Origin of the sequence: Streptomyces sp. NPDC007189 (assembly GCF_040703635.1) — a bacterium.
Taxonomy (GTDB): Bacteria; Actinomycetota; Actinomycetes; order Streptomycetales; family Streptomycetaceae; genus Streptomyces.
The window spans coordinates 1-23104 of record NZ_JBEYEY010000012.1 but is presented as its reverse complement, the minus strand read 5'-3'; the positions used below and the strand labels follow the sequence as shown (position 1 = coordinate 23104).

Annotated in this window: 19 protein-coding genes and 1 rRNA gene; 9 read left to right on the top strand and 11 right to left on the bottom strand. The window is 72.1% G+C overall.

The features are described from left to right. Positions 1 to 446 precede the first annotated feature (446 nt). Entirely contained in the window at positions 447 to 1013 is a 567-nt protein-coding gene (locus AB0950_RS23765) for a DJ-1/PfpI family protein (protein ID WP_361979270.1), read from the top strand. A 45-nt stretch (positions 1014 to 1058) separates the two neighbouring features. Here the strand turns inward: AB0950_RS23765 and AB0950_RS23760 are convergent, their stop codons facing one another. Next, positions 1059 to 1727, bottom strand: a complete 669-nt coding sequence (locus AB0950_RS23760) for an HAD family hydrolase (RefSeq protein WP_366779361.1) — start codon at positions 1725 to 1727, stop codon at positions 1059 to 1061. An 84-nt stretch (positions 1728 to 1811) separates the two neighbouring features. Further along, positions 1812 to 2324 (bottom strand): hypothetical protein, encoded by a 513-nt coding sequence (locus AB0950_RS23755; protein WP_360160504.1) that lies wholly within the window; start codon positions 2322 to 2324, stop codon positions 1812 to 1814. A 329-nt stretch (positions 2325 to 2653) separates the two neighbouring features. Here AB0950_RS23755 and AB0950_RS23750 point away from each other — a divergent pair, with 329 nt between their 5' ends. Beyond that, positions 2654 to 3178, top strand: a complete 525-nt coding sequence (locus AB0950_RS23750; protein WP_360160505.1) for an Rv3235 family protein — start codon at positions 2654 to 2656, stop codon at positions 3176 to 3178. A gap of 134 nt (positions 3179 to 3312) precedes the next feature. Here the strand turns inward: AB0950_RS23750 and secA are convergent, their stop codons facing one another. After that, positions 3313 to 6123 carry a preprotein translocase subunit SecA gene (gene secA / locus AB0950_RS23745; RefSeq protein WP_360160506.1) on the bottom strand — a complete coding sequence of 937 codons (2811 nt, stop codon included), beginning with the start codon at positions 6121 to 6123 and terminating at the stop codon, positions 3313 to 3315. A gap of 252 nt (positions 6124 to 6375) precedes the next feature. On the opposite strand from secA, the gene AB0950_RS23740 reads away from it, so the two are divergent. Then, positions 6376 to 6948 (top strand): GNAT family N-acetyltransferase, encoded by a 573-nt coding sequence (locus tag AB0950_RS23740; protein WP_360160507.1) that lies wholly within the window; start codon positions 6376 to 6378, stop codon positions 6946 to 6948. A gap of 49 nt (positions 6949 to 6997) precedes the next feature. Next, positions 6998 to 8173, top strand: coding sequence for a crosslink repair DNA glycosylase YcaQ family protein (locus AB0950_RS23735; RefSeq protein WP_360572545.1), 1176 nt, complete (start codon positions 6998 to 7000; stop codon positions 8171 to 8173). Positions 8174 to 8187: 14 nt separating this feature from the next. Here the strand turns inward: AB0950_RS23735 and AB0950_RS23730 are convergent, their stop codons facing one another. From AB0950_RS23730 to mtnA, 7 genes are all read right to left on the bottom strand, one after another. Then, positions 8188 to 8934, bottom strand: a complete 747-nt coding sequence (locus AB0950_RS23730) for a response regulator transcription factor (protein ID WP_360572547.1) — start codon at positions 8932 to 8934, stop codon at positions 8188 to 8190. A gap of 203 nt (positions 8935 to 9137) precedes the next feature. Beyond that, positions 9138 to 9830: a ribosome-associated translation inhibitor RaiA gene (gene raiA / locus AB0950_RS23725; RefSeq protein ID WP_360160510.1), complete on the bottom strand. Its 693-nt coding sequence runs from the start codon at positions 9828 to 9830 to the stop codon at positions 9138 to 9140. 312 nt (positions 9831 to 10142) lie between these two features. Then, positions 10143 to 11051, bottom strand: a complete 909-nt coding sequence (locus AB0950_RS23720) for a ComF family protein (RefSeq protein WP_366779360.1) — start codon at positions 11049 to 11051, stop codon at positions 10143 to 10145. 124 nt (positions 11052 to 11175) lie between these two features. Next, the gene (locus AB0950_RS23715; protein WP_360160512.1) at positions 11176 to 13017 is read right to left on the bottom strand and encodes an LpqB family beta-propeller domain-containing protein; all 1842 of its coding nucleotides are present in this window, start codon (positions 13015 to 13017) and stop codon (positions 11176 to 11178) included. After that, positions 13007 to 15115, bottom strand: a complete 2109-nt coding sequence (gene mtrB, locus AB0950_RS23710; RefSeq protein WP_360160513.1) for an MtrAB system histidine kinase MtrB — start codon at positions 15113 to 15115, stop codon at positions 13007 to 13009. Before mtrB ends, AB0950_RS23715 begins: the two co-directional genes overlap by 11 nt. Position 15116: 1 nt before the next feature. Further along, the gene (mtrA, locus tag AB0950_RS23705; RefSeq protein ID WP_191870552.1) at positions 15117 to 15806 is read right to left on the bottom strand and encodes a two-component system response regulator MtrA; all 690 of its coding nucleotides are present in this window, start codon (positions 15804 to 15806) and stop codon (positions 15117 to 15119) included. Between the two features lie 163 nt (positions 15807 to 15969). Continuing rightward, positions 15970 to 17112: an S-methyl-5-thioribose-1-phosphate isomerase gene (gene mtnA, locus AB0950_RS23700; RefSeq protein ID WP_360160514.1), complete on the bottom strand. Its 1143-nt coding sequence runs from the start codon at positions 17110 to 17112 to the stop codon at positions 15970 to 15972. 140 nt (positions 17113 to 17252) lie between these two features. Between mtnA and AB0950_RS23695 the strand changes: the two genes are divergently transcribed. The 5 genes from AB0950_RS23695 to AB0950_RS23675 are packed head-to-tail and all read left to right on the top strand — an operon-like array spanning position 17253 to position 22908. Next, complete coding sequence (locus AB0950_RS23695; RefSeq protein ID WP_366779357.1) at positions 17253 to 18635, top strand: glycerophosphoryl diester phosphodiesterase membrane domain-containing protein; 1383 nt, start codon at positions 17253 to 17255, stop codon at positions 18633 to 18635. 4 nt (positions 18636 to 18639) lie between these two features. Next, on the top strand, positions 18640 to 19416 hold the full coding sequence (locus AB0950_RS23690; protein ID WP_366779356.1) for a DUF4129 domain-containing protein: 777 nt from the start codon (positions 18640 to 18642) through the stop codon (positions 19414 to 19416). Continuing rightward, positions 19413 to 20609, top strand: coding sequence for a DUF4350 domain-containing protein (locus tag AB0950_RS23685; RefSeq protein ID WP_366779355.1), 1197 nt, complete (start codon positions 19413 to 19415; stop codon positions 20607 to 20609). Before AB0950_RS23690 ends, AB0950_RS23685 begins: the two co-directional genes overlap by 4 nt. Continuing rightward, positions 20609 to 21598 (top strand): MoxR family ATPase, encoded by a 990-nt coding sequence (locus tag AB0950_RS23680; protein WP_360160521.1) that lies wholly within the window; start codon positions 20609 to 20611, stop codon positions 21596 to 21598. The genes AB0950_RS23685 and AB0950_RS23680 overlap by 1 nt, the downstream gene beginning before the upstream one ends. Then, a complete protein-coding gene (locus AB0950_RS23675) occupies positions 21598 to 22908 on the top strand; it encodes a DUF58 domain-containing protein (RefSeq protein ID WP_360572560.1) in 1311 nt (436 codons plus the stop codon). Before AB0950_RS23680 ends, AB0950_RS23675 begins: the two co-directional genes overlap by 1 nt. 105 nt (positions 22909 to 23013) lie before the next feature. Here the strand turns inward: AB0950_RS23675 and rrf are convergent. Further along, positions 23014 to 23104: ribosomal RNA gene (rrf, locus tag AB0950_RS23670) — 5S ribosomal RNA — on the bottom strand; the annotation flags it as partial.

Genomic DNA, 23104 nt, shown 5'->3' with positions numbered 1-23104 from the left:
CCGCCGCCCGGTCACGGAGGTGCTCCGTGCAACCCGGGCGCAGGGCAGGGGCAGCGTCGCCCCCGCGAGATATCGCGCTGATCACGCCACAAGGCTATCGCTCCTTACGGGGGGCCCGTCATGAGCCGTATGTGTACAAAACCGAGGGGTCAAGTTTGACGTTCTGCACAGGGGTGGGGTGGGCCGCGATGACGTATCCGGAGGGTGGTGACGCGTGCGTGTTTCCCGGTCGCGCCGCACGGACCCCGACCGCACTCTGAGAGCAGGACGTGGGCCGGAACGGCGACGGCCCCCTTGGCAAGCATGCCCGGTGTTGGCACGTTGCCAGTGACAGCGAGTCCCGCACAGGAGCACACGGAGCACACGGAGCACACAGAGCGTGCGGACAGCGCGCAGGCCGTGCGCACCGGCAGTACAGGAGCACCGGAGCACCCGGAGGAGCCGACATGCCCACGAAGATCCTGATCGTCACCGGCGACGCGGCGGAGTCCCTGGAAGTCCTCTACCCCTACCAGCGCCTTCGCGAGGAGGGCTACGAGGTCCACATCGCGGCCCCGTCGCGCAAGACCCTCCGCTTCGTCGTCCACGACTTCGAACCCGGTTACGACACCTACACCGAGAAGCCCGGCTACACCTGGCCCGCCGATCTCGCCTTCGCCGACGTGGACCCCGGCGAGTATGCGGCCCTCGTCATCCCCGGAGGCCGGGCCCCGGAGTACCTGCGCAACGACCCCGAACTCCGCAAGATCCTCAAGGCGTTCTTCGACTCCGACCGGCCGGTCGCCCAGATCTGCCACGGCCCCCTGCTCACCGCGGCGATCGACAGCCTGCGCGGCCGCCGGGTCACGGCGTACCCCGCGCTGGAGCCGGACATGCAGGCGGCCGGAGCGAGCTTCCAGGACACCGAAGCGGTGGTCGACGGCACCCTCGTCTCCTCCCGGGCCTGGCCCGACCACCCGACCTGGATGCGCGAGTTCCTGAAGGTGCTGCGCTCCAAGGCGCCGGCGAGCTGACCAGGGCGCCGGTGAGCTGAGACCGGGCGGCGGGGGCGGGGTCGGTTACGCCGCTATTCGCTGGGCTTCCTCCACCGCCTCCGCCAGCGTGTCCACCACCGGGACCCCCGCCTGCTCGAGGCTGGCCCGGCTGTGCGACCCGCCGGTGTACAGCACGGCTCGCGCTCCCACCTCCCGCGCCGCGATGGCGTCGTCCGCCGCGTCCCCGATCACGACGGTCCGCGCAGGCTCGACGGCCCCGGTCAGCGCCTGAAGATGCCGGACCATGTGCGCGGCCTTGCTGCCCCCGGACGGCCCCGTGCGCCCGTCGACCCGCAGGAAGTGCGCCTCTATGCCGAACCCCCGCACGAGCGGCACCAGTTCCTCGTGCACGTACATGCTCAGCAGCGACTGGCTGCCCCCCGCCGACCGCCACCCCGAGAGCAGCTCCTCCGCCCCCTCGGTCAGGCGGCACCGCGCCCGGTGCTCGGCGTAGTACCGGTGGAAGACGTCGTCCATCAGCTCCCACTCGGCGTCGGTCGGCAGCCGCCCGAGCAGCCGCTCGTAGAACTTCGGCACCGGCACGCAGTACAGCGCCCGGTACTGCTCCAGCGTGATCGGCGCCAGCCCCAGCTCGGCGAAGGCCGCGTTCGTCGCCCCGATGATCGCGTCATTGTCGTGGAACAGCGTGCCGTTCCAGTCCCAGACGATGTGCGCGCTTGCCTGCATCCCCATGTCAAAAACCGTACCCGCCCCCACTGACAACGGCGCCGGCCGAGCACCCGGGCAGGGCTCGCTTCCGCGGGGCGCGAGGCCGGGTCAGGCCAGTCCGACCAGGTTGGGGATCTCCTGCGTGGCGTACCACAGCAGCTCGTGGTCGTCCGCGCCGTCCACGACGAACTGCGCGTCGTCGTCCCCGCCGTCGGCGGCCTGGAGCGCCTCGGCCGCCGCGGCCACGTCCTGCTCCGCGTCATCGGCGTCGACGTGCACCGCGGCCGCCTTGGCGAGCGGCACGGTCGCCGTCACGGTCACCTCGCCGAGCGCGGCCGGGTCGAGCGCGCGGTCCGGGTCCACGCGCACGGCGCCGTCGGCCACGTCCACGGCGACCACGACCCGGCGCCTTACCGCACCCGGATCCGCCGCCAGCAGCCGCAGCGAGGCCAGCGCGGCCCGGCTGAGCGCCGCGTACTCCAGTTCCTCGATGTCCTCGGAGAGGTACCACTCGCGCAACCCGGGGGTGACGGCATACCCGGTGAACGGTCCGGCCCCCAGCTCGCCCGTCTTGTGCGCCTCGGCGAGACCGGGGAGGGTCAGGGGGACGTAGACGCGCATGCTGGCCGCTCTTTCCTGCTCAAAAGGCTCCGCTGTGGCCCCGGGAAGGCCGGCTGGCGCGTCTCCCGGAGGGCCTTCAGGATACGTGTGCCCGTCCCCTTTCGGGTCTGTGCCCACACGCCGGGAGGCGTCCACCCCGTGCCCGGCGTTCACCCGGTGCGGCCGCCGCGTCCCGGGGGCCGGCGACCCCGGCGTCCCTCGGATAGGTGAACCGCTCCGGCGCGGCCGCCCCGTGCTCACCGTCCTTGCCACCCCGTTCCGGGCCCCGTACAAGATCCCCACCAGCGAGTTACCGCCCGGTACGTCCGGGCCCGCCGAACGGGGACCCCATGAACAAGGTCATGAGCCGCACCACGCCCGGGGCGACGAGCCGCGCCCCCCGCCCGCGCCACCGCCCGCCGACCCGCCACGACACCCGCCGCCCGGGCGGCGCCCCGCCCCGCAAGCCGCCGGTCAGGAACAAGCGCGAGACGCCACCGCCCGCGCCCGCGGACGCGGGGACGGTCCGCACGGCGCCGCGGGCCGTCCTGCCGCCGCCGCGCCCCACCGACCTGTTCGCCGACCGTCTGCTGGCCGTCCTGAGCGGTCAGCGGCCCGTCCACTGGATGCTCCGGCACACCGCCGGCCGCGCCTACGACGACCTGGCCCGCCTCGCCGAGCGCAGCCCCCTGCGCACACGCGGGACCCGCCCGGTCGTCCATGACATCGGCTACTACGTCGCCGGCGAGGGCACCCTCGAGGTGTTCGCCCGCATCGCCGCCGGCGACCGGCTCCGCGCTCTGGCCTTCCGCCTGGAACGCGGCCGGGACCTCCGCTGGCGCTGCACGGCCGTGGAGACCGGCAGCCGCCCCTAGACCACCGGGGCGGCGCCCGAGCCGCGGCAGGGAGCAGCGACCGGAGAAGGGCCGGGTCCCGAAAGGAACCCGGCCCTTGTCAACGGCCCGTGCGCAGGGGCGTGTTGGTTCTACGACCAGTGCGCGGCGGCGTGTTACTTCTTGCGGCGTCGGCCGCCCTTCGCCTGCCGCCGGCGCTCGGCCCGCGTCAGACCGTCCGCCTCGGAGCGCACCGGCTCCTCGTCCTCGAGGTCGCGCTCCACGATGCCGCCCTCACCGTCCACGGTCGGCGCCGAGAAGTGCAGGTCCCGCCGCTGCGGAACGTCCAGGCCCTTCGCCCGGATCTCCGGCCGCGCCCCGGCCTGCGCCGGAACCGTGTCCTGCACGCCGTCGCCGACCGCCTCCGCGGCCTCGACCGGGACCTCCTCGACCTGCTGCTCGACCTGGACCTCCAGGTTGAACAGATAGCCGACGGACTCCTCCTTGATGCCCTCCATCATCGCGGTGAACATGTCGAAGCCCTCGCGCTGGTACTCGACCAGCGGGTCCTTCTGCGCCATCGCGCGCAGGCCGATGCCCTCCTGGAGGTAGTCCATCTCGTAGAGGTGCTCGCGCCACTTGCGGTCGAGGACCGACAGCACGACCCGGCGCTCCAGCTCACGCATGATCTCGGAGCCGAGCTGGGCCTCGCGGGCCTCGTACTGCTCGTGGATGTCCTCCTTGATGGACTCGGAGATGAACTCGGCGGTCAGACCGGCCCGGTCGCCGGCCGCCTCCTCCAGCTCCTCGATGGTGACCTTCACCGGGTACAGCTGCCGGAAGGCGCCCCACAGCCGGTCCAGGTCCCAGTCCTCGGGGAAGCCCTCGGAGGTCTCCGCGTGGATGTACGCGTCGATGGTGTCGTCCATGAAGTGCTGGATCTGCTCCTGCAGGTCCTCGCCCTCCAGCACGCGGCGCCGCTCGCCGTAGATGACCTCGCGCTGCCGGTTGAGGACCTCGTCGTACTTCAGGACGTTCTTACGGGTCTCGAAGTTCTGCTGCTCGACCTGCGACTGCGCGGACGCGATCGCGCGCGTGACCATCTTGTTCTCGATCGGCACGTCGTCCGGCACGTTGGCCATGGACATCACGCGCTCGACCATCTGGGCCTTGAACAGGCGCATCAGGTCGTCGCCGAGGGAGAGGTAGAAGCGGGACTCGCCGGGGTCGCCCTGACGGCCGGAACGGCCGCGCAGCTGGTTGTCGATACGACGCGACTCGTGCCGCTCGGTGCCGAGGACGTAGAGACCGCCGAGCGCCTCGACCTCCTCCTTCTCGGCCTTGACCGCGGCCTCGGCCCGCTCCAGCGCCGCCGGCAGGGCCGCGGCCCACTCCTCGATGTGCTCCTCGGGGTCGAGGCCGCGCTGGCGCAGCTCCGCCTCGGCGAGGTCCTCGGGGTTGCCGCCGAGCTTGATGTCCGTACCACGGCCGGCCATGTTGGTGGCCACGGTCACCGCGCCCTTGCGGCCGGCCTGGGCGACGATCTGCGCCTCGCGGTCGTGCTGCTTGGCGTTGAGCACCTCGTGCTGGATGCCGCGCTTGCTGAGCTGCTGCGAGAGGTACTCCGACTTCTCGACGGAGGTCGTGCCGACGAGGATCGGCTGGCCCTTCTCGTGCTTCTCCGCGATGTCGTCGACGACCGCCTCGAACTTGGCGACCTCGGTGCGGTAGATCAGGTCCGACTGGTCCTTGCGGATCATCGGCTTGTTGGTCGGGATCGGGACCACGCCGAGCTTGTAGATCTGGTGGAACTCGGCGGCCTCGGTCATCGCCGTACCGGTCATGCCGGAGAGCTTCTCGTAGAGGCGGAAGAAGTTCTGCAGGGTGATCGTGGCGAGCGTCTGGTTCTCGTCCTTGATGTCCACCCCTTCCTTCGCCTCGATCGCCTGGTGCATGCCCTCGTTGTAGCGGCGGCCGGCGAGGATTCGGCCGGTGTGCTCGTCGACGATCATGACCTCGCCGTCGATGACGACGTAGTCCTTGTCGCGCTTGAACAGCTCCTTGGCCTTGATGGCGTTGTTCAGGTAGCCCACGAGCGGGGTGTTCACCGACTCGTAGAGGTTGTCGATGCCCAGCCAGTCCTCGACCTTGCTGACACCGGGCTCGTGGATGGCGACCGTGCGCTTCTTCTCGTCGACGTCGTAGTCGCCGGTCTCCTCGATGCCCTTGAGCGGGTTGCCGGCCTCGCCGCGCTTGAGGCGGGTGACCAGCTTGGCGAAGTCGCCGTACCACTTCGTGGCCTGGTCGGCCGGACCGGAGATGATCAGCGGCGTACGGGCCTCGTCGATGAGGATGGAGTCGACCTCGTCGACGATCGCGAAGTTGTGGCCGCGCTGCACCAGCTCGTCCTTCGACCACGCCATGTTGTCGCGCAGGTAGTCGAAGCCGAACTCGTTGTTCGTGCCGTAGGTGATGTCGCAGTTGTACTGCTCGCGGCGCTGCGCCGGGGTCATGCTGGCGAGGATGACGCCCACGTCCAGGCCCAGGAACTTGTGGACGCGGCCCATCATCTCGGAGTCGCGCTCGGCCAGGTAGTCGTTGACCGTGACGATGTGGACGCCGTCGCCGGACAGGGCGTTCAGATACGCGGGCAGGGTGCCGACGAGGGTCTTGCCCTCACCGGTCTTCATCTCGGCCACGTAGCCGAGGTGGAGGGCGGCGCCGCCCATCAGCTGCACGTCGTAGTGCCGCTGCCCGAGCACGCGCTTGGCGGCCTCGCGGACGGTGGCGAACGCCTCGGGGAGCAGGTCGTCCAGGCTCTCACCATCGGCGTACCGCTGCTTGTACTCGTCGGTGAGGGCCCGCAGCTCGGCGTCGGAGAGGTTCACGAAGTCCTCTTCGATGGAGTTGACCTGGTCCGCGATGCGGTGCAGCTTGCGCAGGATCTTGCCTTCGCCTGCACGCATGATCTTCGAGAGGACGGACACGGGGGTTTGTCTCCTTGCCGGTCGGGCCTGGGACGGTCGGTTTCCATTTGACGTACTGAGCAACGGCCATCGTATGCGAGGACCCGGCTGGGCCGGGAGGCCCGGCGGGCCGACGGCTGTCTCATCCGGGACAACGCACGGGCCGCGCGGATAGTGCCGCGTCCCGGCGAGGTCTTGCGCGAATCGTGATCACGCGATCACGGACAGCGAAAAACGATGGCCCGACCGGGGGAACTCCAGCACAATCGGCCGATGGAACCCGTCACACTGACCACGGACCGACTGCTCCTGCGCACGGTCGGCCCGCACGACACCCAGGCGGTGTACGACGCCGTGCAGGACCCCGACATCCAGCGCTGGACCACCGTGCCGTCGCCGTATCTGCCCGAGCACGCGAGCGGCTTCACCGAGCAGATGGTTCCCGACGGCTGGGTGGAGGGCTCGATGTTCACCTTCGGCGTGTTCGTCCACGGCGGGGAACTCGCCGGCATGCTCGGTCTCACCATGCGTTCGCTCGGCGTGGCGGAGATCGGCTTCTGGGCGGCCAAGGAGCACCGCGGCCGCGGTTACGTCACCGAGGCCACGCTCGCCGCCTGCCGGTGGATCTTCACCGAGGTCGGCGTCGACCGGGTCGAATGGCGCGCCGAGGTAGGCAACCACGCCTCCCGCGCGGTGGCCGAACGCGCGGGTTTCACCATGGAGGGCACGCTGCGCTCCGCGATCAACAACAAGGGGGTGCGCCGGGACTGCTGGGTCGGCTCCCTGCTCCCCTCGGACCTGGGTCTGCCCTCCACGGCGCCGTACCTGCCCGCACGCGTCCGGTGAAACCGCAGGTCACGTAGGACTGTCAGTGGCACCCTCTATCGTCCGGGGCATGACGACCCTTCCGCGCCCGACCACCACGCTCACCGCGGACGACGCCCGCCGCATCGCCCTGCGGGCCCAGGGACTCCTCGGCGCGCCCGACCGGCGGGCCGGCGTCCGCGGGGTGCTGCGCCGCCTCGGCGCGGTCCAGCTCGACACGATCTCGGTCCTCGCCCGCTCCCATGAACTCGTGCCGTACGCCCGGCTGGGCGCGGTCGGCCGCAAGGCGGTCGAGGCGGCGTACTGGAAGGACACGCACGCCTTCGAGTACTGGTCGCACGCGGCGTGCGTACTGCCCATCGAGGAGTGGCCGTACTTCGCCTTCCGCCGCCGCGCCTACCGCGACCGCCCGCACTGGAACCACGAGCTGCCCGAGGGTGTCTACGACCAGGTCATCAAGCAGCTGCGCGCGGAAGGCCCGCTGACGTCCACGGAGCTGGGCGGCGCGAAGAAGACGAGCGACTGGTGGGACTGGTCCGGCACCAAGGTCGCGGTGGAGCGCGCGCTGATGTACGGCGAGGTGGTGTGCGTCGAGCGGCGCGGCTGGAAGCGGGTGTACGACCTCGCCGAGCGCGCCGTCCCGGACGCGCTGCTGCACGACGAGCTGGACGACGCCGAGTGCCTGCGCCGCCTGGTCCGGCAGGCCGGCGAGTCCCTGGGGGTGGGCACGCGCGCGGACATCGCCGACTATCACCGCCTCAAGGCCGAGCAGGTCGACGCGGTGATCGCCGACTCGGGCCTGGTGCCGGTGGAGGTCGAGGGCTGGGGCAGGCCGGCCTGGGCCGACCCGGCGGCGCTGGCGACACCGCCGCGCGGCCGGCACCGGACCACGCTGCTGTCGCCGTTCGACTCCCTGATCTGGGAGCGGGCGCGCACGGAGCGGATCTTCGGCTTCACCCACCGGCTGGAGGCGTACGTGCCCCGGCAGAAGCGGGTGCACGGCTACTTCGCGATGCCGGTGCTCGCGGGCGGCCGGCTGGTCGGGCGGGTCGACCCGGCGCGCGAGGGGCGCACGCTGGTGGCCCGGCAGGTCACCGTGGACGACGCGAAGGCGGTCCCGGCGGTCGCCCAGGCCCTGATCGAGGCGGCGGCCTGGGTGAACTGCACGGACGTCCGGGTGGAGCGGGTGGACGCCCCGGCCCTGCGCGAGCCTCTGGCGCGGGAGCTGGCCCGCGCCCTCGCCTAGGGCGGGTGCGGCCGCTAGCGGATCTCGAGGATCTTCTCCCGCATCGCGTAGACCACGGCCTCCATCCTGGAGTGCAGCTGGAGCTTCTCCAGGATGTTGCGGACGTGGTTCTTCACCGTGTTCTCGGAGATGAACAGCTCCTTGGCGATGTCCCGGTTGTTCATCCCGGTGGCCACCAGCTTGAGCACCTCCAGCTCCCGGTCGGTCAGCCGCGGCGCGGGTACCAGGCGGCGCTCGTCGGTCCGCTGGATCATCGACTTGAACTCGGTGAGGAGCTTGGACGCCATGGACGGGCTGATCTGCGACTGCCCGTCGGCCACGGCCCGGATGGCGGTCGCCACCTCGTCCGTGGAGATCTCCTTGAGCAGGTATCCGGTCGCGCCCGCCTTGATCGCGTCGTAGAGGTCGGCCTCCTCGTCGCTGATCGTCAGCATGATGATCTTGGCGCTGGGGGCGACCTCCTTGATGGAGGTGCAGGCCTCGATGCCGCCGCGCTTGGGCATGCGTACGTCCATCAGCACGATGTCGGGCAGCAGATCGGCGGCCTTGTCCACGGCCTCGGCGCCGTCGCCGGCCTCGCCGACGACCTGGATGTCCTCCTCGGCCGCGAGCACGATCTCCAGGCCGCGCCGGAAGAGGGCGTGGTCGTCCACGACCAGGACTCTGATCGGCTCCGCGCGTGCGGAGCCCGCGTCAGGGCCCGTGCCGATGACACCGTCGTCGTCATCCTCGTCCCGCATCGGTCCGAAGGTGTCCGCCATCGTTCCTCCCCCTGAGGCTGTGGCCTGTGGTCCTGTGCCATCGCCAACCCAAGGCAGCGGCCCACCGATTGGGCCGGTCCGGCCATGATTTCATGCCCGGGCGACACCGAGGTGACGGGCGAGGCGTGAACTGGTCGCACACAGGTGCCCCTGGGGGCGCACACGCGCTTCCAGGGGCACCGGCTCGCGTGGGGCCGGGTCGGTCAGCCGCCCAGCGTGCCACCTGCGGCAGGGGGCTCGGCCTCAGCGACCATCGGGTCCGTGCTGAGGCGGATGACGCCGTAGTCGTACGCGTGGCGGCGGTAGACGACGCTCGGTTCCTTCGTCTCCGCGTCGACGAACAAGTAGAAGTCGTGGCCGACCAGTTCCATCTCGTAGAGCGCCTGGTCGAGGCTCATCGGGGCGGCGACATGCGTCTTCTCGCGGACGACGAGGGGGCCTTCGCCCTTGACCTCCAGCGAACCGATCTTCTTCGTCGGCACGCCGTCCGTCTCTTCCTCCTCGACGGGGAGGCCGTTGCCGTTCAGCGTCGCCGCGCCCGGTACGTGGTCGGCGACCTCGGCCGCCGAGATCCGGCGTGCGCCTCGGCGGGAGAAACGCTTGTCGTGCTGCTTGCGCAGCCGGGCGTCCAGCTTCTCCGCCGCCAGGTCGAGTGCCGCGTACGGGTCGCTTGCCGCTGCCTCCGCCCGGATCACCGGACCGCGGGAGCGGAGCGTGATCTCCACTCGGTCACAGCGGTCGGCCTGTCGGGGGTTGGGCTCCTTGGACACCTCGACGTCGAGGCTGATCACCTTGGCATCGAGCCTCTGGATCTTCTCCAGCTTCAGCTTCTCGGCCACGTGCTTGCGGAACCGCTCGGGCACCTCGGTCTTGCGGCCCTTGACGACGATGTCCACGCAGAACTCCGTTCCCGGATCGCTCCGCTCGGTCGGCGGAGCATCTCCCTTTCGCACCAGGTCCGGTGAGCACCGGACCTCGGACTCGGTGACTTCCACCTCCTCCTCCCCCGTGGGCGAGATCTCCACCCCACCGGCACGGGTGATTGCCCAAAACCCGTGGCACGGCATTCGGATATGAGAGGTGTGGCCTGCGCCTTTCCTCACAACCGAACATATCTCGCCCGGACGGATGTCGTCACCCTCTACTCCGGCGTACCCCCGTTCAGGTGAAATTCCCCTCTCGCTACCTGCAACGATGCAGGTCGACGGTCAGTTCCGGTTCATTTCGAAAGAATCCCGCGGAGCGGCGATCACAGCCGCACGGAGGGCATGCCGGTCGGTGTTCCCGGCCGCCTTTTCGGGTGCACCGTGCACCCAGTTCCGGCTCTCCCCTCGCGCTCCGGTCCGTCGTTCATCCCTTCCTTCCCGAGTTACGGCTCCGTACACGACTGTTCTCACTCCAGTTCGCTCCTGCGTCGCCTCCCGGACGGCCCGCGCCGCCTCCGCGAGGCTGGCGCCGGTCGTGATCAGGTCGTCCACGAGCACGACCTGTCCCGTGCCGAGCAGCCGGCCGCCGCCCGCCGTCACCTCCAGCGCGCCCGCGAGGTTGGCGAGGCGCCGCCGCGCGTCCAGCCCGGCCTGGTCCGCCACCGGCCGCCGCTGGCGCAGCACGGCCGCCACCCTGGCCGGCGTGCCGGTGCGCCGCAGCTCGCCGGCCGCCGCGAGCGCCATCCGCCGCACCGGATCGTGCCCACGCGCCCGCACCGCCCACCGGGCGGACGGCACGGGGACGAGCAGCACGGTCCCGACGCCTCCGGCGCCGGCACGGCCCGAGACACCGGCACCCCCGGCGACGCCCGCACGGCCCGAGGCACCGGCGCCGCTCGCGCCGAGCCCCGCCCGCACGGCGCCCGCCAGTGCCGCCCCCAGCGCTCCCGCGAGGGCCAGCGCGCCCCGCTCCTTGTGCGCGAGAAGCAGTGTGCGCACCTCCCCCGCGTACGGCGCCGCCGCGTGCACCACCGGCAGCCCGGCCGGCTCCGGCACCGGCCGCACCCGCCGCGGCGCGTGTCCGTACAGCGCGACTCGGCAGCGCGGGCAGAGCGCCGTACGAGGTGCTCCGCAGCCCGCGCAGTCGGCCGGCAGCACCAGGTCGGTGAGGTCCTGCCACCACCCCCGCATGTGCATCACTGTGCCAACGCCGCCGCGGCCCGGCCACCCCTGTGGAAAACGTCCTGTGGACAACGCGCGGAAACGCGTACCGCCCCTCACCCACACGGGGAAGGGGCGGTGCGCGACGGGGGACTCAGCCCGGATAGACCGGCGCCGTGCCGTCCTTGTCGATCTTCTGCCACTGCGATCCGGACGGCAGCCGTACGATCCCGTCCTCCGAGCAGGCCACCAGCGGCACCCGTTCGTCCTCGGACGCGGCGACCGACTTGACGCCGGTGAGCGCGCCCGGCGCCGGCCCGTCGAGCGTGGAGCCGTCGACCTGGACGTACCGCATCTGCAGCACGCCGCCCTGCTCCCGGCCGACGACGAGCAGCCTGCTGTCCCCGGCCCACGACAGGGTGCTGACCTGCTCCAAGTCGGGTGCGGCGGGCCCAAGTTCGACCACCGCCGTGCCCTGCCCGGAGCCGTCGTCGCGCTGGATCCGGCCGATGAGCAGCGACTGCTTGCCGTCCTTCTCCACCACCAGCGCGATCCGCACTCCGTCGGCGGCGACCCGCACGTCCCTGATCCGCCCGGACAGGTCCGGGACGGCGACCTGGACCGGTTTGGCGTCGCCCTGTTCGAGGACGTACAGCCGGGAACGGCGTGGGTCGCGGTCGGCCACCCACAGATCGCCGCGGGCGTCCCAGCTCGGCGTGGTCAGCCGGTCGTCCGGGCTCGGGCCCTCGCTGGTGACCAGCGCGTTCCCGAGCGAACCGCCCGAGGCCAGCGAGGCCACGTACAGCGATTTGCCCTGGTCGCCGACGGCGGCCGCGCTGTGTTCGTCCCGCGACACCGCCACCGACTCCAGGGCCTTGCCGCCCTCGCCCAGCGGCCCCGGCACCGGTACCGCGCTGGTGGTCGTGGTCGCAGGTCCCGCCGGCATCCGCACGAGCCGGTGCTTGGCGTCGAGGTAGTACAGGTTCTCCGGGCTCTTGGCCGACCCGTGCCAGGCGGTGGCCTCGGCGCGCTCCTCGCTCAGCTCGCACAGCCGGTGGCCGCCGACGCCCCGCAGTTCGACCGACTCCAGCGTCGGCGCCAGGTTCCGCAGCGTGAACAGCACCTGCGTCGCCATTTCCGTGCACTTGGTCGCCGCGACCTGCGACACCTTCAGGTTCAGCGGCACGGTCAGCTTGTTCTGGTCGTCCGGCGCCAGCCCCGACACGTCCTTCTGCAGGGCCGTACCCGTCGGGAAGCTGGACCTGACGACCGGTCCGAGCCAGTTGGTGGGGCCGCTCACCAGCGAGCGGACCAGCTGCGTCATCGGGTCCACCTTGCTGCGCACGAACACCGGGTCGGCGACGGCCACCGGCTCCTTCGTCGACCCGACGGTCGTGTCGGAGGCGAAGTAGTACTTGTCGACCGACGTGTAGTTGCGCTGGAAGTCCGACTTGCCCATGACGACGCCGTCGGGCAGTTCGTCGATGCGCCACTGGCCGTTCTTGGGGTCCCGGGTGAGGTGCACTTTCTTGCGGTAGGAGCCGGCGGCGGGCTTGTACGCCTGCTGCCCGTCCACGGTCGCGACCCTGCTGCCCGCGAGGACGCAGGTGACGCTGCTGGTGTGCTCGGGGCCCGGGCCCGGCCTGCAGTCCGGCTCGATGCTCGGCCCGTTGGCGAGGACTGTGGTGGACCGCTCGGGCCGCCATGCGTGCGCCGCCGCGGTCGTCAGGTACTTGCGGGCCGTGTCGTACGCCGGATCGTCGCTGGTCAGCGCCTCCAGGAAGCCCTGCATGATCTCGGCCGGACCGGCGCCCTCGGCCGGCGGCATGGCGAACACCCGCACCCCGGTGTCCTGCCGCGGCGTGGACTCCACGTTCCGCAGATCCCCGCTGTCGGGCATCGAGGCGCACCCGGCCAGCAGTACGGTCCCCAAGGCGGCCCATGTCACCGCGCGCCCCGGACTGAGCCGGGCGCCCCCCTCGCGGTCAGCGCCCACGAAATGCCTCCCCTGGCTCGGTCGAGTCCTCCGCATCGGCCGCATCGCTGCGGGCCGGGCCCGGGTCGGCGGCCGGAGTGGTGGCGGGCCTGTCCTCGGTGCGCCGTTGGCCGCCGGCGGGCCGGGGCACCACGCGCGCGCCGTTGCCGTGGCCGGGCAGCGCGGCCGGGTCGGCTGCCGGGGCGGCCGGCCGCGGCGCGATCGGGTCCCGGGACGGCAGTGCGGACGTCTGGGCGCCGCCCTTCTGCACCGGAACGGTCGCCCGCTTCTCCTCACCCCCGCCGGACAGCCCGGCCTCGTCGAGGCCGCGGTTGCGGCGCGAGTCCTTGGGCTCCAGCGGTATCGGCGAGCCCCGCAGCGGCTCGTCAGCGGTCCTGGGCAGCGTCAGCCGGAACTGCGAACCGCCGCCCGGCTCGCCCCATGCCTGCAGCCAGCCGCCGTGCAGCCGCGCGTCCTCCAGGGCGATCGACAGCCCGAGCCCCGTACCGCCGGTGGTACGCGCGCGTGCCGGATCCGCCCGCCAGAAGCGGCTGAAGACACGGCTCGCCTCGCCTGGCTTGAGCCCGACGCCGTAGTCGCGCACCGCGACCGCGACCGCGCCGCCCGCCGCGGCGAGCTTGACGACGACGTCCTTGCCCTCGCCGTGCTCGACGGCGTTGACCACGAGGTTGCGCAGCACGCGCTCCACACGCCGGGCGTCGGCCTCGGCGACGACGGGCTGCTGGTCGCCGACCACGCGTACGCGCGTGCCCTTGCGCTCGGCGAGCGGCTCGGCACCGCTGACCACGCGCCGCACGACGTCCCTGAGGTCTATCGGCTCGGCCTCCAGCGCCGCCGCGCCCGCGTCGAACCGGCTGATCTCCAGCAGGTCCGCGAGCAGCGACTCGAACCGGTCCAGCTGGTCGGCGAGCAGCTCGGCCGACCGCGCGGTCACCGGGTCGAAGTCCTCGCGCGCCTCATGGATGACGTCGGCGGCCATCCGGACGGTCGTCAGCGGGGTGCGCAGCTCGTGCGACACGTCCGACACGAACCGGCGCTGCATCCGCGACAGGTCCTCCAGCTGCTGGATCTTCACCTGGAGGTTCTGCGCCATCTTGTTGAAAGCCTCACCCAGACGGGCGATGTCGTCCTCGCCGGTGACCTTCATCCGCTCCTGCAGCCGCCCGGCGGACAGCCGCTCCGCGATCCCGGCCGCCATCCGCACCGGCGTGACGACCTGGCGCACCACCAGCCAGGCGATCGCGCCGAGCAGCACGACCACGAACAGCCCGGCCGTGGCGAGCGTGCCCTTGACCAGGCTGAGGGACTTCTCCTCCTGGGTGAGCGGGAAGAGGTAGTACAGCTCGTACGGCCGCCCGTTGGGGTCGCTGACCTGCTTGCCGATGACCAGCGCCGGCTGCGAGGCCTTGCCGTTGGAGTAGACGATCCTGGTGTAGCTCTGGGCGGCGGTCGTCCCGCTGTTGACCCGCTCGCGCAGGTCGTCGGGGATGCTGGAGGTCGGGTTGACGTTCCCGGAGCCGCGCGGGCTGCGTCCGCCGCCGCTGTCGTCGCCGACCGGCAGCGTGACGACGTCGAACGCGCCGGCGCCACCGCTGGACAGCGACTCCACCAGGTCGCTCATCCACTGGATGACGTTCTGCGACTGCCGGCCGTCCGCGGTCGCCGTGCCGTCCGCGGTGCCGCTCCCCGCAGCCGCCCCGGTCCCGGCCCCGCCGGCCGCCTCGTCCGCCTTCTGCTTGGCCACCGCGAAGCCGCCCGTGGCCTGGCTCTGCGAGGCCTTCACCTTCGCGTCCAGCAGGCCGTTGCGCACCTGCCCGATCACGACGAAGCCCAGCAGCAGCACGACGCCCAGGGACATCACCAGGGTGGTGGCGACCACCCGCAGCTGGATGTTGCGCCGCCACAGCCGCATCACGGGCAGCAGCGGGCGGCGCACCCACCGCAGGAACAGCCGGATGACCGGGCTGCCCTGGACCCCGCCCTCGAGCAGCCCGCCGTCGAAGAGGGTCCTCAAACGCGTACTCGCCGCCCGGCCGACAGTCCGCCCCGGCCGAGTCCCGGACCGGCCGGGAGCCGAAGCGGCACTGTCCCGGGACATGTCAGCTCGGTCCTGCCTTGTAACCGACACCACGGACGGTCACCACGATCTCCGGCCGCTCCGGGTCCTTCTCGACCTTCGAGCGCAGCCGCTGGACGTGCACGTTGACGAGCCGCGTGTCCGCGGCGTGCCGGTAGCCCCACACCTGCTCGAGCAGCACCTCGCGGGTGAACACCTGCCACGGCTTGCGGGCGAGCGCGACCAGCAGGTCGAACTCCAGCGGGGTCAGCGCGATCGACTGCCCGTCCCGCTTCACCGAGTGCCCGGCCACGTCGATGACCAGGTCACCGATGGTCAGCTGCTCCGGCGCCGGCTCCTCGGACCTGCGCAGCCGCGCGCGGATCCGGGCGACCAGCTCCTTCGGCTTGAACGGCTTGACGATGTAGTCGTCGGCGCCGGACTCCAGGCCCACGACCACGTCGACGGTGTCGCTCTTGGCCGTCAGCATCACGATCGGCACCCCGGACTCGGCCCGGATCAGCCGGCACACCTCGATGCCGTCCCGTCCGGGCAGCATCAGGTCCAGCAGCACCAGATCGGGCTTGGTCTCGCGGAACGCGGCCAGCGCCTTGTCGCCGTCGGCTACGAAAGACGGCTCAAAACCTTCACCACGCAGCACAATGCCGAGCATCTCGGCCAGTGCGGTGTCGTCGTCGACGACAAGGACTCGTCCCTTCATAAACGACATCATCCCATTCTCATAACAGTGACAGGTGCCCTGGTGAGGGAGGTCACTGGCCGGTGACCTTAGTCGTACCGGGCCGTCACTGTCTGCCCCCGTCCGCCCGCACCGATGGCGGTGCCGGATGCCGGCGCCCCGCGGTCCGGGCGTGTCGGCGCTCCCCGGCGACCGGTCAGCCGGTCGTCACCTGCCGGGACCTCGCGCACAGCTCCGCCAGAGCCTCGCCCGTCACCGGTGACACCACGCCCTCCTCGGTGACGATGGCCGTCACCAGCTCGGGCGGTGTCACGTCGAACGCCGGGTTGTACGCCTGCGTCCCCAGGGGTGCCACCGCGATTCCGCCTCCCGCTCCCGTCACCGCCACCTGCGGCGCCGTGATCTCCGTGACCTCGAAGCCGGGCCGCTGCTCGACCTCGATGGACGCCCCGTCGGGGGTGTCCGGATCGACCGTGGTCACCGGCGCCACCACGATGAACGGCACATGGTGATACCGCGCCAGCACCGCGAGCGGATAGCTCCCCACCTTGTTCGCCACCGAGCCGTCGGCCGCGATCCGGTCCGCCCCGATCAGCACCGCGTCCACCTCCCCCGCCGCGAGCAGCGAACCCGCCGCGTTGTCTGTGAGCAGGGTGTACGCCATACCGCTGCGGGCCGCTTCGTACGCCGTCAGGCGCGCGCCCTGCAGCAACGGGCGCGTCTCGTCCACCCACAGACGCCGCAGCTGCCCCTGACGGTGCGCCGCGAGGGCCACCGCGAAGGCCGTGCCCTCCCCGCCCGACACCAGCGAACCGCTGTTGCAGTGGGTGAGGATCCGGTGCCCGCCGCCCGGCAGCAACTCGTCCAGCAGCGCCAGCCCGTGCGCCGCCATCCGTCGGCTGGCCTCGGCGTCCTCCTGGTGCAGCGCCCGCGCCGCGGCCAGCGCCGCCGTCGCCGCCTCGGTGGGATCGCCGGTCCGCGCCAGCGCCGCCTCGTGCGCGGCCCGGGCCCGGCGCACCCCGACGGACAGGTTCACCGCCGTGGGCCGCGCCCCCTCGAGCAGGCGGGCCGCCTCGGCCACGTCGAAGCCGCGCGCGGCGGCGAGCGCGACGCCGTACGCCCCCGCGATGCCCAGCAACGGCGCCCCGCGCACGGCGAGCGAGCGGATCGCCTCCACCAGCGCCGACGCGTCCGTGCACACCAGCTCGACCTCCTCGGCCGGCAGCCGTGTCTGATCGAGAAGGACCAGCACGGGGCCTTCGGGCGGTTCCTCCCATCGGATCGCGGGTATCTCGGTCGGCCGCTTGTCACCGTCGGTTCGCGCCTGCTGATCAGCCATGCGATGAGTCTGCCCCGGATCCGGCGAACAATTGAAGGCATCCAGCCCCCACCGCGGCCGGTCCGCCGATGACCACCCCATGGCACGATGGCTGCCAACCTGCCGCCGCGACCGCGGACGGGCACCGAGAAGGAGCTTCGATGACAGACACTCCGGGCTGGGCCTCGCCCGGAACCGCCCCGTCGAACGAGGGGCGGGAACCCGGCACGTCCGGTCCCGCCGAGCCTGCCGACCGTCCCGGCGACACCGCCCCCGCACCGCAGCCGGACCCGCACGCGCAGGGCCCGGGTGTGAAGTGGTCCAAGGAGCAGCCGCCGCCCGGCCAGTGGTCCGCGCCCACCGGTGCCCCCAGCCCTCAGCAGGCCCCGCCTCCCCCGCCGCCCGGCCCGGGCTGGACGGGACAGCCGCACGGCCAGGCAGGCCACGGCGGCGGCTACGCGGGCCCGCAGGGCGGCTACGGCGGCCCGCCCCCCGGCTACGGCGGTTACGGCGCCCCCGGCGGGGCCTGGGGCGGCGGCTGGGGCGGCCCCCCGCCCGCGGCCAAGCCCGGTGTCATCCCGCTGCGCCCGCTCGCCGTCGGTGAGATCCTCGACGGCGCCGTCTCCACCATGCGCACCCACTGGCGCACGGTGCTCGGCATTTCGCTGGCGGTCGCTCTCCTCCTCGACACCAGCACCGTCCTGCTGCAGGGCCTCGTCCTGAACGACACCGCCGTCCAGTCGACGCTCAAGGACCCCGGCGCCAGCCCCGACGAGGCCTTCCGCGCCCTGCGCGAGACGATGATCGGCACCGGGATCGTCTCGGTGATCCGCGCGGTCGCCGTCATCATCGCCACCGCCCTGCTCACGACCATCACCAGCCGAGCCGTCCTCGGCAAATCGGTCGGCGCCGGCGAGGCCTGGCGGGAGTCCCGGCCGCAGATTCCGAGACTCTTCGGCCTGCTCATCCTGCTGGCCCTGATCTTCGCCGGTATCGCCGTCGGCGGCGCGCTGCCCGGCTTCCTGGTGCTGCTCGCCGGCAACAACGCCGGCGGCGCCGCCCTGCTCGTCCTGGGCATCCTCGCCGCTGCCGTCGTCGTGGTCTGGCTGGGCATCCGCTTCTACCTGGCCGCGCCCGCCCTGATGCTGGAACGGCAGGGCGTGGCGAGGTCCATGAGGCGCTCCGCGAAGCTCGTCCGCGGCTCCTGGTGGCGCACCTTCGGCATCGTGCTGCTCACCCTGCTCCTCACCGGCATGGTGTCGGCGGTCATCACCATCCCGTTCACCGCCTTCGGGGCCGCCGTCAGCGGCGACGGCATGAACAACCTGCTCGGCACCGGCGGCGGCCACACCAGCTGGGCCACCCTGATCATCCAGGGAATCGGCACCCTGATCGGCACCACGCTCACCCTCCCGATCAGCGCGGGCGTCACCGTGCTCCTCTACATCGACCAGCGCATCCGGCGCGAGGCCCTCGACCTCGAACTGGCCCGCGCCGCCGGCGTCCGGGGCACCGCCGGTCCCGGTGCCGTCCCGGGGAGCTGATGCGGTGAGTCCCACGGGGGGAGTGTTCACGGCGGCGGGCCCGGCCGGCGCCGACGGCAGGGCCGTACGAGGCCTGCTGCGCGCGGCGGACGCCGTCCTCAGCGCGGCGGGCGGGCCGTCTCCGGGGCCGCCGGTGACCCTCCCGCGTGATCCCGCGCGGGAGGCGGCTCGCCGCGAGCTGTCCAAGCGGATGTACCACGAGAACGATCCGGGGCTGTTCCAGCGTGCGCTGGACGCGTTCTGGAACTGGCTCGACCGGCTGTTCGGCTCGGCCGCCTCGGCGACTCCCGGCGGCACGGTCGGCCTGATCGTCGTCATCCTGTTCGTCGCCGCCGTCCTGGCCGCCCTGTGGTGGCGCCTGGGCACACCGCGCCGCCAGCCCTCCTCCACCGCCGCCGCCCTGTTCGACGACCGTCCCCGCAGCGCCGCCGAACACCGCGCGACCGCCGAGGCACACGCGGCCCAGGGCCACTGGAACCAGGCCGTCCAGGAACGCATGCGGGCCATCGTCCGCTCCCTGGAGGAACGCACCCTGCTCGACGTCCGCCCGGGCCGCACCGCCGACGAAGCGGCCGCCGAAGCCGGCGGGACCCTGCCCGCACACACCGACCGGCTGCGCGCCGCGGCCCGCGAGTTCGACGCCGTGACATACGGCGGACGCAGGGCCACCGAACAGTCGTACCACCGCATCACCGAGCTCGACCGCGACCTGGAACGCACCAGGCCCGCCCACAGCACCGCCGGCACGGCCCACAGCACCCGCCAGGGGGCCGCCCAGTGACCGCCGAGGCCACGCTGCCGACGACCTCCACCGCGCCCACCGTCCGCCAGGTGTGGACGCGCGAGCGAGGCATCGCGCTCGCCGCCACGCTGATCCTGGCGGCGGCCGTCGTCATGGCGCTCGTCCGCTCCACCGACCGGCACGGCGAACTCGACCCGCGCTCCGCCGACCCCTACGGCAGCCGCGCCGTCGCCCAACTCCTCGCCGACCGCGGAGTCTCCACGCGCGTGGTCACCACCCTGGACGCCGCACGCGCCGCCGCCAAGCCGGACACCACTCTTCTCGTCGCCGTACCCGACCTGCTGACCGATCGCCAACAGGACCGGCTGCACCAGGCCACGGCCCACTCCGGCGGACGCACGGTGCTCGTCGCACCCGGCAGCCCGTCCGTCGAGCGACTCGCCCCCGGAGTCACCGCGGACCCCGCCGCCAGCACGAGCACCACACTGGACCCCGGCTGCGCCCTGCCCGAGGCCCGACGCGCGGGCAGCGCCGACACCGGCGGCATCCGCTACACCACCACCCACCTCGACGCCGACGCCTGCTACCCCAGCGCCCGCCTTGCCACCCTGCTGCGCATCCCCCAGACGTCCGGGGGCGGCGACACCGTCGTGCTCGGCGCCACCGACATCCTCTTGAACGACCGCCTCGACAAGCAGGGCAACGCCTCGCTCGCCCTTCAACTCCTCGGCTCCCGCCCCCATCTGGTCTGGTACCTCCCCTCGCTGTCCGACGCCTCGGCCACCGACGACGGCGACCGCAAGACCTTCTTCGACCTACTCCCCTCGGGCTGGCTCTGGGGCACCCTGCAGCTCTTCCTCGCAGCCGCCCTCGCCGCCTTCTGGCGGGCACGCCGCTTCGGTCGCCTCGTGCCCGAGAAACTCCCCGTCGCGATCCGCGCCTCCGAGACCACCGAAGGCCGCGCCCGCCTCTACCGCAAGGCCGACGCCCGCGACCGCGCCGCCGCCGCTCTTCGCTCCGCCACCCGCACCCGCCTCGCCCCCCTCGTCGGCGTCCCCGTCACCCAGGCGCACTCGCCCGAGACCCTGCTCCCCACCCTGTCCGCCCACCTCGCCGACGGCCAACAGGATCTGCACTCCCTCCTCTTCGGACCGCCGCCCGGCGACGACGCGGCCCTCATCGCACTCACCGACCAACTCGACGCCCTCGAAAGAGAGGTACGCCGTCCATGATGGACCCGACCACTGACAACGCCGGGAACACCGGGGACGCGGGCACCGCCCGGGCCTCCCTGGAAGCCCTGCGCGCCGAGATCGCCAAAGCCGTGGTCGGCCAGGACCCCGCCGTGACCGGTCTCGTCGTCGCCCTCCTGTGCCGCGGACACGTCCTCCTCGAAGGAGTCCCCGGCGTCGCCAAGACGCTGCTGGTCCGCGCCCTCGCATCCGCCCTCGAACTCGACACCAAGCGCGTCCAGTTCACCCCCGACCTGATGCCGAGCGACGTCACCGGCTCCCTCGTCTACGACACCCGCACCGCCGAGTTCTCCTTCCAGGAAGGCCCGGTCTTCACCAACCTCCTCCTCGCGGACGAAATCAACCGCACCCCGCCCAAGACCCAGTCCTCCCTGCTCGAAGCCATGGAGGAACGCCAGGTCACGGTCGACGGCACCCCACGCCCGCTCCCCGAACCGTTCCTGGTCGCAGCCACCCAGAACCCGGTCGAGTACGAGGGCACCTATCCCCTCCCCGAGGCCCAACTCGACCGGTTCCTGCTCAAACTGACGATCCCTCTGCCCTCCCGGCAGGACGAGATCGACGTCCTCACCCGCCACGCCTCGGGCTTCAACCCGCGCGACCTGCGCGCCGCCGGTGTACGCCCCGTCGCGAACGCCGCCGATCTCGAGGCCGCCCGCGCCGCCGTCGCCAAGACGACCGTCTCCCCGGAGATCACCGCCTACGTCGTCGACATCTGCCGCGCCACCCGCGAGTCGCCCTCCCTCACCCTCGGCGTCTCCCCACGCGGCGCCACCGCTCTGCTGGCCACCGCACGCGCCTGGGCCTGGCTCACGGGCCGCGACTACGTCATCCCCGACGACGTCAAGGCCCTCGCCCTGCCCACCCTGCGCCACCGGCTCCAGCTGCGCCCCGAGGCGGAGATGGAAGGCGTGACGGCGGACTCCGTCATCAACGCCGTGCTCGCCAACGTCCCGGTCCCCCGCTGATGGCACTCACCGGACGCGCCGCCCTCCTCGCGGCCCTCGGCTCCCTCCCCGTCGGCATCCTGGAACCGGGCTGGACGGGCATCCTCGCGGTCAACGGCTCCGTGGCCCTCGCCTGCGCCTGCGACTACGCGCTCGCCGCCCCCGTACGACGGCTCGTCCTGTCCCGGTCCGGCGACACCTCCACCCGTCTCGGCGACACCGCCGACGTCACCCTCACCATCACCAACCCCTCCCGACGTCTTCTGCGGGCTCGGCTCAGGGACGCATGGCCCCCCAGCAGCTGGCAGCCCGGCACCGAGATCGAGGCCTCCCGTCATCGGCTGACCGTCCCCCCGGGCGAACGCCGGCGTGTGACGACGAGGCTGCGGCCCACCCGCCGCGGCGACCGCCAGGCGGACCGCGTGACGATCCGCTCCTACGGCCCCCTCGGCCTGTTCTCCCGCCAGGGCTCCCACACACTGCCCTGGTCGGTACGGGTCCTGCCCCCGTTCACCAGCCGAAAGCACCTTCCGTCGAAACTCGCCCGATTGCGTGAACTCGACGGCCGCACCAGCGTGCTGACACGCGGCGAGGGAACGGAGTTCGACAGCCTCCGGGAGTACGTCCCCGGTGACGACACCCGCTCCATCGACTGGCGCGCCACCGCCCGTAACTCCAGCGTGGCCGTCCGCACCTGGCGCCCGGAACGGGACCGGCACATCCTGCTCGTCCTCGACACCGGCCGCACCTCGGCCGGTCGTGTGGGCGACGCCCCACGCCTGGACGCATCCATGGACGCCGCGCTCCTCCTCGCGTCCCTGGCGTCCCGAGCCGGCGACCGCGTGGCGCTCCTGGCATACGACCGCCGGGTACGCGCCCTGGTCCAGGGCCGCTCCGCAGGAGACGTACTGCCAGGAGTGGTGAACGCGATGGCCACGCTGGAACCGGAACTCGTCGAGACGGACGCCCGCGGCCTCAGCGCGGCGGCTCTGCGTACGGCACCTCGCCGCTCCCTGATCGTCCTGCTCACCACCCTCGACGCCGCGCCCGTGGAGCAGGGCCTGCTCCCGGTACTTCCGCAGCTCACTCAGCGGCACACCCTTCTGGTCGCCTCGGTGGCCGATCCGCACATCGCGCGTATGGCCGAGGCGCGGGGCAACGCGGAGGCAGTGTACGAGGCCGCTGCGGCGGCTCAGGCACAGGAGGAACGCCGACGCACCGCCGAGCAGCTACGTCGGCATGGGGTGACGGTCGTGGACGCGACACCGGAGGATTTGGCGCCGGCACTGGCGGATGCGTATCTCGCCCTGAAGGCGGCGGGCCGGCTCTGAGCGGCTCCGGTCCGACCGCCCTTCGGGGAATGCATGCCCTAAAGTAATAAGTGTCGTGAATGCAGAAAGGCCCACGCCATCCGGCGTGGGCCTTTCCCAACAATTGTTCGGCGGTGTCCTACTCTCCCACAGGGTCCCCCCTGCAGTACCATCGGCGCTGTAAGGCTTAGCTTCCGGGTTCGGAATGTAACCGGGC